The organism is Brevundimonas intermedia (genome assembly GCF_027922165.1).
Taxonomy (GTDB): domain Bacteria; phylum Pseudomonadota; class Alphaproteobacteria; order Caulobacterales; family Caulobacteraceae; genus Brevundimonas; species Brevundimonas intermedia.
Genome location: NZ_BSFD01000002.1, coordinates 920,874 through 928,811, shown reverse-complemented (window position 1 = coordinate 928,811; position 7,938 = coordinate 920,874). Strand labels below are relative to the sequence as shown.

Here is a 7,938-nt window from a genome sequence, read left to right as displayed (position 1 = left end):
ATCCAAATAGGATAGCGGGCTTTTCTTCGACCAAAATCACGCAACCTAAGCCAGCCGTGAGGGCTATGCTTGCTTCCTCGCCGCCGGGGGGCTTCTCCCTATCTGGCGGTGGCGGGGTGTAGCCCAGCGCGACGGCTTTTCACCCGGCCCCTTCCTGATTCCTCATTTTGAGTGAGAGTCCGTCTCATCAAGGAGACGGACGTCGAGAAGATCAGGTTCAACGAGGCGCAGATCATCGGCGTGTTGCGCGAGCAGGAGGCCGGGAGCCCGACGGCGGAGGTTTGTCGTCGGCCTGGGATCCGCGAGCAGACCTTCTACCGTTGGCCGAGGCCGCGCCGTCATCGAGCGCTGGCGCATCGACTACAACTACGCCAGGCCGCACTCGGCGCACGGGGACTGACCCCGGAGGCGGTGCGCCTGTACCCCACGGCCGTTCGGCTGCGCAACCTGATCAGCGCCGCCGCACGGCCGCTCCCGCCGGCGACGCAGATCGGCTATCAACCCCTTAGGCGCTCATAACAATCGAGGGACCAGAGGGGGGCACGTCAGGCTGGGTCTGCAAACCGACGTCGCCCGATCGACCGGCGGCTTTTTCTCAAGACGAATGCCAGAAGGCGCTGACGCCTAAACGCTCCCCATTCCCTCAAGAGTGGCGCGAACCGCCTCGTCGAGCGGGGTGCGTGGTTCGGCGCCGATCCTGGCCTCAAGCCGGGCGTTGTTGAGCCGGATCGGACGTTTCCACAGGTAACGCATCTCCGCCAGTTCGCGCATCAGCGGGATAAAGGGCGACGTCAGCTTCAGGACCGCCCAGGGAAAGGCCCGAACGGGAAGATCGGCCTGTCCGAGCGCGCGCCGGATCGCGCCGATCATGGCGGTTCCGTCCGCGTCCCACTGCCCCTCCATGTGATAGGCGGCGAAGTCTTCCAGGTCGGGGCGTTCGACCAGCCGGACCATAGTTTCGGCGACATCGGGCAGATAGGCCCACTGATGCCCGACGCCGCGCTTGCCGGGATACGTGATGAAGCGCAGGCGTTCGCCAGCCTTGGCCAGACCCTGGCTGAACCAGTTGTTCGCCGCTTCAGGTCCGAAGAAGTCGCCGGCGCGAACAATCAGCACCTTGGCCCAGCCCCGCTCGGCCGCCGCCTTCAGCCGACGCTCCATCTCGACGCGGATGCGTCCCTTGCGGGTGCGGGGGTTCTGGGGCGCGTCCTCGGCGATTTCGGGGAAGGCGTCAGGACCGTAGTTGTAGACGGTTCCGGGCAGCAGGATCCGCGCACTCTCCAGCTCCGCCGCCGCGATTGTGTTGTCCAGCATCGGCAGAACAAGGGTGTTCCAGTGGCGGTACCCCGGCGGGTTCACCGCGTGAACGATCAGGCTCACGCCCTCGGCTGCTGTCGCCACGTCCGTCGCCGACATGGCGTCGCCCTGCATCCAGGCGATGCGCGGGTCGCCGTGCACGGCGGCGGGGTTTCGATGCAGGGCGCGCACGTTCCAGCCGGATTGCAGCAGTCGCGCGGCCACCGCGCCGCCCACTCCGCCTGTCGCCCCCAGGACCAGGGCCGTCTTCTTCTGGGTCGTTGTCATGTCAGTCTCCATCCTTGCGATGAGACAGTGTCGGCCGACCCATGACTAAACGAAATTGCCGAAATCCGTTCGTCTGCTATACGAAAAACCATGAGCACCGAGCCGAGCTGGGACCTCTACCGCACCTTCCACGCCGTGTTGCGGGAGGGCTCGCTGTCCGGCGCGGCGCGGGTGCTGGACATGACCCAGCCCAGCATCGCCCGGCATGTCGACGCCCTGGAGACGGCTCTGGGCGCCAAGCTGTTCCTGCGCACGCCGCGAGGCTTGTCGCCGACAGACGCGGCGCTGGAGCTGAAGCCGCTGGCCGAGAGTCTGGCCGTGACCTCGGCGGCGCTGCGGCGGACAGCCGAGGGGCGGGGCGGCGTGGTGTCGGGCACGGTGCGCATCAGCGCCAGCGAGGTGGTTGCCTTCGCTCATCTGCCGTCCATACTGACCCGCCTGCGTCAGGCGCACCCGAATCTGACACTGGAGGTGTCGCCGTCCAACGCTCTCGATGATCTGTTGCAACGTCGGGCTGATGTGGCCGTGCGCATGGTGCGGCCCGAACAGCAGGCGCTGTTGTCACGCCATATCGGGGCGATCGAGGTTGGCCTGCATGCGCATCGAGACTATCTGGATCGGCGCGGAACCCCGCGAACCATGGCCGATCTGAGCGACCACGACCTGATCGGCTATGATGTCGAGACCCCGGCGATCCGTGCGGTCGCGCAACTTTATCCCGCCTTGAGCCGCAACGGCTTCGCCCTGCGGGTGGATAGTGATGTGACGCAATTGGCCGCGATCCGCGCGGGCTTCGGCATCGGCATCTGCCAGGTCGCCCTGGCCGCCGCCGAGCCCGATCTGGTTCGCGTGTTGCCGGAGGCGTTCAGTCTGCCGCTGGAGACCTGGATTGTCATGCACGAAGATCTTCGCGGCAACGCCCGTTGCCGGGTGGTGTTCGACGCCTTGGTCGAAGGGTTGTCAAAGGTTGCGCTTCGGCCGGTCCGCTAGGCCGCCCTGAACAGAAGGACGGCGGTCAGGCCTCCGCCCGGCGTGGTTTCGAGGCGGATTTCGGCGCCCATCTGATGGGCCAAAGTCCGGGCGATCGACAGGCCCAGGCCCGATCCGCCGGTCTCGCGGCTGCGCGAGGCCTCGCCCCGAGCGAAGGGTTCGAAGGCCTGGTCCGCGAAGCCGGGGCTGAGGCCCGGGCCGTGATCGACGATCGCCAGCCGCCATCGGTCGTCGTCGCGGCGGAAACTGACCTCGGCGGCGCCGGCGTAGGCGACGGCGTTCTCGATCAGGTTTTCGACGATCCGGCGCAGCCCCCCGGCGTCGGCCTGGACCTGTCCGGGCGCGGGCGCGTCCAGAGTCACCGACTGGCCCAGGGCCTGACGTTCGCTTACCAGATCGGTCAGCAGCCGCCCGACATCAACCGGCGTCAGAACGACCGGCCGTTCCTCGCCGCGCGCCACCAGCAGGACGTCCTCGATCAGGGTGGCCATCAGGGCCACGTCCCGGTCGGCGCGGGCCCGCTGGTCCGGGTCGTCGATCAGGGCGACCCGCAACCGCAGGCGGGTCATCAGGGTCTTCAGGTCATGGGCCGCCGCCGCCAGCATCCGCATCCGCTCGCCCATCAGGGCCTGGATGCGCGCGCGCATGCGGTTGAAGGCCGAGGCGACGCGACGCGCCTCGGCATGGCCGGTCTCGTCCATCGGCGGGGCGGCGATATCGACAGCGAACCGGTCCGACGCGTCGGCTATGGCTTGAAGGTCGCGGGTGGCGCGGCGCACCGTCCGCCACACCAGAAAGGCCGCCGCCAGCCCCACCGCCAGGTTGAAGACCAGGGCGGCCAGGGCGATGCTGCGCCGCCGCTGGCCCAAGCCAGGCGCGACCACCAGCCTCTGCCCGTCCGCCAGGGCGACGGAGATCGCATAGACAGTAGTGCGTCGAGTTTCCAGCCGAGGCCGAAACCGCCGCTTCTCCTCGGGAACCAGTAGACGGACGTCGCGGTCTTCCAGCGCGGCTCCATAGCTGTGCAGCAGCAACGGCAGAGCGCCGCCGCGTGGACGATAGCCGGCGGGCGTGCCGTCGGCGATGAAGAACCGGGTTGCGTCGCCGTTCAGGGCCACCAGAAGATCGTCGCGCTGGGCCGAAGGCGTGCGGTCCAGGGCGGCCGCAGCGGCGGCGATCCGAACCGGCACGGGCAGTCGCCAGTCGTCTTGGCTGGAGCGTTGCAGCCGTAAGAGCCCGAGGACGCTGATCGCCTGAAAGACAACGACCACCAGCACCAGCGTCAGGGTCAGGCGGTTGGCGAGACCGAGCTGTCTCATGAGACGGCCTGAACGTCGGCTGTGAACAGATAGCCGGCGTTTCGGACGGTGCGGATCAGGCGCGGCTCACGCGGGTGGTCGCCCAGCTTGCGGCGCAGGCGCGAGACCTGGATGTCAATGGAGCGGTCGAAGACGTCGGCCTGACGTCCCTTCAGCACATCCATGATGTCGTCGCGGGACAGGGTCTGTTGGGGGCGTTTGACGAAGGCGGCGAGCATGTCGAACTCGCCGGCGGTTAGTTCGACGCCCTGTCCGTCCGCGCCGGTCAGGGCGCGCGAGGCCAGGTCCAGTCGCCAGCCCTCGAAGACGAAGCAGCGGGCCGGCGGCGAGGGCGCCGCGGCGCGGTCACGGCGGCGCAGCAGGGCCTTGATCCGGGCGACCAGTTCGCGCGGCTCGAACGGTTTGGCGATATAGTCGTCGGCGCCGACTTCCAGTCCGACGACCCGGTCCATGGGCTCGCCCCGCGCCGAGGCGATCAGCACGGGGACCGCGCCTTGCAGGCGGCGGCAGATCGACAGACCGTCCTCGCCCGGCATCATCAGGTCCAGGATCACGAGGTCCGGACGGCGAACCGCCCAGGCCGCCCAGAAGGCGACGGCGTCTGGAAAGGCCGCGCACTCCAGACCTTCGCGCGCCAGCAGGGCGCAGACCAGGTCGCGGATTTCAGGGTCGTCCTCGACCAGATGGATCAGAACCGGCGTCATGGCCCAAGCTTTGGCGCAACCGCCTTCGCCCCGCCAGTAGGGGATACAAGCTGTTACGCACAGGCGCCGATGCGACACACCCCTGGCGGTCGGGTCTGTCAGTCTGCAGTCGTCCGGAACAGGCCGGACCTCGCAAAAGGAGCCTGCCCATGACCGCCCATCGTCCCTTTATCGTCGCCGCCGTCGCGGGGCTGTTGACCGCCGCGGGCGTCGCCGCCGCAGCTGACAGCGCTGAAGCCCAGTCGCGGACGCGCCATCGCTCGACCACCGTCAGCGGCCCCAATCACAGCGCGACGCGAGGCGCGGACATCTATCGCAGCCCCGGCTCGGCGTCGGTCTCTCGTTATGGATTTGTCGATGGTCAAGGCTGGTCCAGCGCCCGCGCCCGCACCACGATCGACACCGGAAGCGGCCATGCCACGACGGCGGTACGCACCGGCCCGGCCGGCAATACCCAGACCCGCACCGCCTCCACCGCCTATGGAGACGACAGCTATAGCCGAGGGTCGAGCGTGCAGACCTCTAACGGCTACGGCTATGATCGCCAGGTCGAGGCCTATCGCGATGATGACGGCGTCACCGTGAATCGTACTGTCTCCGCCAACAATGGCGCCAGCCGCAGTTCGACGGTCACCCGCCCCTACTGACCCTCTTCCCGGTTCGGGCGGAGCTTTCATCCTGTCCTCCGCCCGTCGCCCCGGCCGCGTCCCCCCAACCTCGCGGCCGGGGCCCCTTTCTTTCGAGAGCCCCTATGAAAAGCCTTGTCCTTTCCGCCCTGGTCGCCGCAGCCCTGACGGTCTTCGCCTCGCCCGCCCCGGCGCAGACCCCGGCCGACGCGGGTCGCGCGATGTTCCAGCAGGCGGATGTGAACAATGATGGACGCTTGTCCCGAGTGGAGTTCGACGCTGCGCGTGAGGGACGGTTCGCGCGCGCCGACGCCGACCGCGACGGTCGTCTGACGATGTCCGAGGTACGCGCCCTGAGGCCGGATGGCGGCCCCGCGCCCCAGCGTCGTCCCAGCCGCGAGCAGATCCAGAAGCTGCGCGCCATCGACCGCAACAACGACCGCGCCGTTGATCTGAACGAGTTTCGCGCCCTGAACGGCGAACGGTTCGCCGGCGCCGACCGTAACCGCGACGGCTTCGTCACGCGCGACGAGATCGCCGACCTGGCGCGAGCCTTCACTTTGGGCGGCTGAGCCGGACGCGGGCTGGCGGCCTAGCCCCTATGGCGCAGGTCCAGTACGTCGGGGCCCGGCGTGGGCTTGCGGGTCAGGGGCACGCGCTTCAGCCACAGTTTCAGCGCCTCCCAATGGATGGCCACCACCACCTTAAGCGTCAGCAGGGGCATGGCCAGGGCGGAGGCGGTCAGGGCGCGGTCGGACATCGGCCGGCGCGCGCCGTTCATGCTGGTGGCGATCAGCAGGCCCTCGCTGTCCGAGCCGTTGATGGCCAGGGTCAGGGTGTCGCCCGGGGTCTGACCCTTGAAGTCATAGGTCATGTCCATGTCCATGAAGGGCGAGACATACAGGCGTTTGTCGGTCTGTTGCCGGAACCGGCCCGCCTGGGAGTCGGCCGGCAGCACGGGCAGGACGTAGGATCGGCGCTCGCCGAAGGTGCTGGTGACTTCATAGATCATTGCGGCCAGCCGCCCGTCTTCGTGATGGCAGTAATAGAGGCTGATCGGATTGAAGACGAAACCGAAGACGCGCGGCATGGTCAGAAGGCGGATCGCGCCCTGACCGACATCCACCCCGACCTCGGCCAAGCGAGCCTCGACCTGCGCCCGCAGCGGGCGGTCCGAGCCGTCTCCGTGGTCCCGGTCGCGGAAGGACAGCAGGTTGAACCGGTTGCGCGAAAACGTCTTCAGCCGGGCGTCCAGGGCGTCGATCTCGGCCAGGTCCAGCATCAGCCAGAAGACGCGGTAGTTGAGCCTGTGCTGTTTAGGGCGCAGCCGCGCGTGGAAGACGCCGCCGACATAGAGGGCCGAGGCCTGGGTCACGCCGCCCGCTCGAGTTCGGTCGCCGGCGCCGACAGGTGGATACGGCTGCTCTCGTTCTCGACAGTCCAGGGGCGACGCAACCCGCCCAGCTGTTCAGCCACCGCCAGGCCCGACTGCAGTCCGTCCTCGTGGAAACCCGCGCCGAAATGGGCGCCGCAGAACCAGACCCCGCCATGACCTTGCAGGCTCCACAGTTCCTTCTGCGCCTTAATGGCGGCGGGGTCGAAGATCGGATGCTCGTACAACTCGCTGCGCAACAGGGTTCCGGCGGCGGGCGGGCGCGGCGGGTTCAGGGTGACGAACAGGTCCTGGCCCGGCAGGCCCTGCAGCTTGTTCATCCAGTAGGTGACGCACAGGCCGCCGTCGGCGCCGATATAGTTCCACGACGCCCAGGCCCGCCGGCGGCGCGGCATGAGGCCGGCGTCGGTGTGAAGGATGGTCAGGTTTCGGCTGTACTTGAACGCGCCCAGCAGTTCGCGCTCGCGCGCCGTCGGCTCGGCCAGCATGGCCAAAGCCTGGTCGGCGTGTGCGCCGATGACGACATGGTCGAACCGCTCCTCGGCGCCGGTCGAGTCCTGAACCACCACGCCGCCTTCGACACGGCGGACCTGGTCCACACCCCGGCGTAGACGCACCCCTTCGCCGATCTGGCGCGCCAGTTCCTCGACATAGATCCGGCTGCCGCCGACGACGGTGCGCCACAGCGGACGCCCCACCAGTTTCAGCAGGCCGTGGTTGCCGCAGAAACGCAGGAAGGATTCGGCCGGGTAATCCATCAGGGTGTGAGCCGGCGACGACCAGATGGCGGCGGCCATCGGCAGCAGATGATCGTCCCGGAAGGCTTCGCTGAAACCTTCGCGCTTCAGATACTGGCCCAGGGTCAGGTCGCTGTCGCCCAGGGCGGCCATGCCGGCGGGCGCCGAGCGATAGAAGCGCAGGATCTCCTTCAGCATCGACCAGAAACGCGGGCGGAAAATATTGCGGCGCTGGGCGAACAGGGCGGGGGCGGCATATTCATACCGGCCCTGGTCCAGCGACACAGCGAAGGACATGTCGGTGGCCCGCGTCTCGAGCCCCAGATGGGCGAACAAGGCGATCAGGTTGGGATAGGTCGCATCGTTGAAGACGATGAAGCCGGTGTCCACCGCTGTTTCGCCGGTCGATGTGCGGACGTCGACGGTGTTGGAGTGGCCCCCCAGCCGGTCGTCGCGCTCATAGATCGTCACGTCGTGGCGCTTCGACAAAAGCCAGGCGCTGGACAGGGCGGCGATCCCCGAGCCCACGACGGCGATCCGCAGGCGCGGACCGGTCTCGGTGGGGGACGACAGGGGCATATGAAC

At 68.1% G+C, this 7,938-nt stretch carries 9 protein-coding genes; 4 read left to right on the top strand and 5 right to left on the bottom strand.

What is annotated here, in order from left to right:
- Positions 1 to 186 precede the first annotated feature (186 nt).
- A complete protein-coding gene (locus PKE72_RS17555) occupies positions 187 to 519 on the top strand; it encodes a transposase (protein WP_271164698.1) in 333 nt (110 codons plus the stop codon).
- A 105-nt stretch (positions 520 to 624) separates the two neighbouring features.
- Here PKE72_RS17555 and PKE72_RS07080 read toward each other — a convergent pair whose 3' ends face one another.
- On the bottom strand, positions 625 to 1,584 hold the full coding sequence (locus PKE72_RS07080) for an NAD-dependent epimerase/dehydratase family protein (RefSeq protein WP_271164666.1): 960 nt from the start codon (positions 1,582 to 1,584) through the stop codon (positions 625 to 627).
- Between the two features lie 90 nt (positions 1,585 to 1,674).
- On the opposite strand from PKE72_RS07080, the gene PKE72_RS07075 reads away from it, so the two are divergent.
- On the top strand, positions 1,675 to 2,574 hold the full coding sequence (locus PKE72_RS07075) for a LysR family transcriptional regulator (protein WP_271164665.1): 900 nt from the start codon (positions 1,675 to 1,677) through the stop codon (positions 2,572 to 2,574).
- Here the strand turns inward: PKE72_RS07075 and PKE72_RS07070 are convergent.
- On the bottom strand, positions 2,571 to 3,893 hold the full coding sequence (locus PKE72_RS07070) for a sensor histidine kinase (protein ID WP_271164664.1): 1,323 nt from the start codon (positions 3,891 to 3,893) through the stop codon (positions 2,571 to 2,573). The genes PKE72_RS07075 and PKE72_RS07070 overlap by 4 nt on opposite strands.
- Entirely contained in the window at positions 3,890 to 4,597 is a 708-nt protein-coding gene (locus PKE72_RS07065) for a response regulator (protein WP_271164663.1), read from the bottom strand. The genes PKE72_RS07070 and PKE72_RS07065 overlap by 4 nt, the downstream gene beginning before the upstream one ends.
- A 149-nt stretch (positions 4,598 to 4,746) precedes the next feature.
- Here PKE72_RS07065 and PKE72_RS07060 point away from each other — a divergent pair, with 149 nt between their 5' ends.
- On the top strand, positions 4,747 to 5,244 hold the full coding sequence (locus PKE72_RS07060) for a hypothetical protein (RefSeq protein ID WP_271164662.1): 498 nt from the start codon (positions 4,747 to 4,749) through the stop codon (positions 5,242 to 5,244).
- A gap of 104 nt (positions 5,245 to 5,348) precedes the next feature.
- Positions 5,349 to 5,795, top strand: a complete 447-nt coding sequence (locus tag PKE72_RS07055; RefSeq protein ID WP_271164661.1) for an EF-hand domain-containing protein — start codon at positions 5,349 to 5,351, stop codon at positions 5,793 to 5,795.
- Positions 5,796 to 5,815: 20 nt separating this feature from the next.
- Here PKE72_RS07055 and PKE72_RS07050 read toward each other — a convergent pair whose 3' ends face one another.
- A complete protein-coding gene (locus PKE72_RS07050; protein WP_271164660.1) occupies positions 5,816 to 6,598 on the bottom strand; it encodes a DUF1365 domain-containing protein in 783 nt (260 codons plus the stop codon).
- Positions 6,595 to 7,932, bottom strand: coding sequence for an NAD(P)/FAD-dependent oxidoreductase (locus PKE72_RS07045; protein WP_271164659.1), 1,338 nt, complete (start codon positions 7,930 to 7,932; stop codon positions 6,595 to 6,597). The genes PKE72_RS07050 and PKE72_RS07045 overlap by 4 nt, the downstream gene beginning before the upstream one ends.
- Between the last annotated feature and the right edge of the window lie 6 nt (positions 7,933 to 7,938).

What these genes read in the sequence shown, in the direction of transcription:
- PKE72_RS07080 (WP_271164666.1), bottom strand. Translation starts at nt 1,584, where the DNA reads ATGACAACGACCCAGAAGAAGACGGCCCTGGTCCTGGGGGCGACAGGC.
- PKE72_RS07075 (WP_271164665.1), top strand. Translation starts at nt 1,675, where the DNA reads ATGAGCACCGAGCCGAGCTGGGACCTCTACCGCACCTTCCACGCCGTG.
- PKE72_RS07070 (WP_271164664.1), bottom strand. Translation starts at nt 3,893, where the DNA reads ATGAGACAGCTCGGTCTCGCCAACCGCCTGACCCTGACGCTGGTGCTG.
- PKE72_RS07065 (WP_271164663.1), bottom strand. Translation starts at nt 4,597, where the DNA reads ATGACGCCGGTTCTGATCCATCTGGTCGAGGACGACCCTGAAATCCGC.
- PKE72_RS07060 (WP_271164662.1), top strand. Translation starts at nt 4,747, where the DNA reads ATGACCGCCCATCGTCCCTTTATCGTCGCCGCCGTCGCGGGGCTGTTG.
- PKE72_RS07055 (WP_271164661.1), top strand. Translation starts at nt 5,349, where the DNA reads ATGAAAAGCCTTGTCCTTTCCGCCCTGGTCGCCGCAGCCCTGACGGTC.
- PKE72_RS07045 (WP_271164659.1), bottom strand. Translation starts at nt 7,932, where the DNA reads ATGCCCCTGTCGTCCCCCACCGAGACCGGTCCGCGCCTGCGGATCGCC.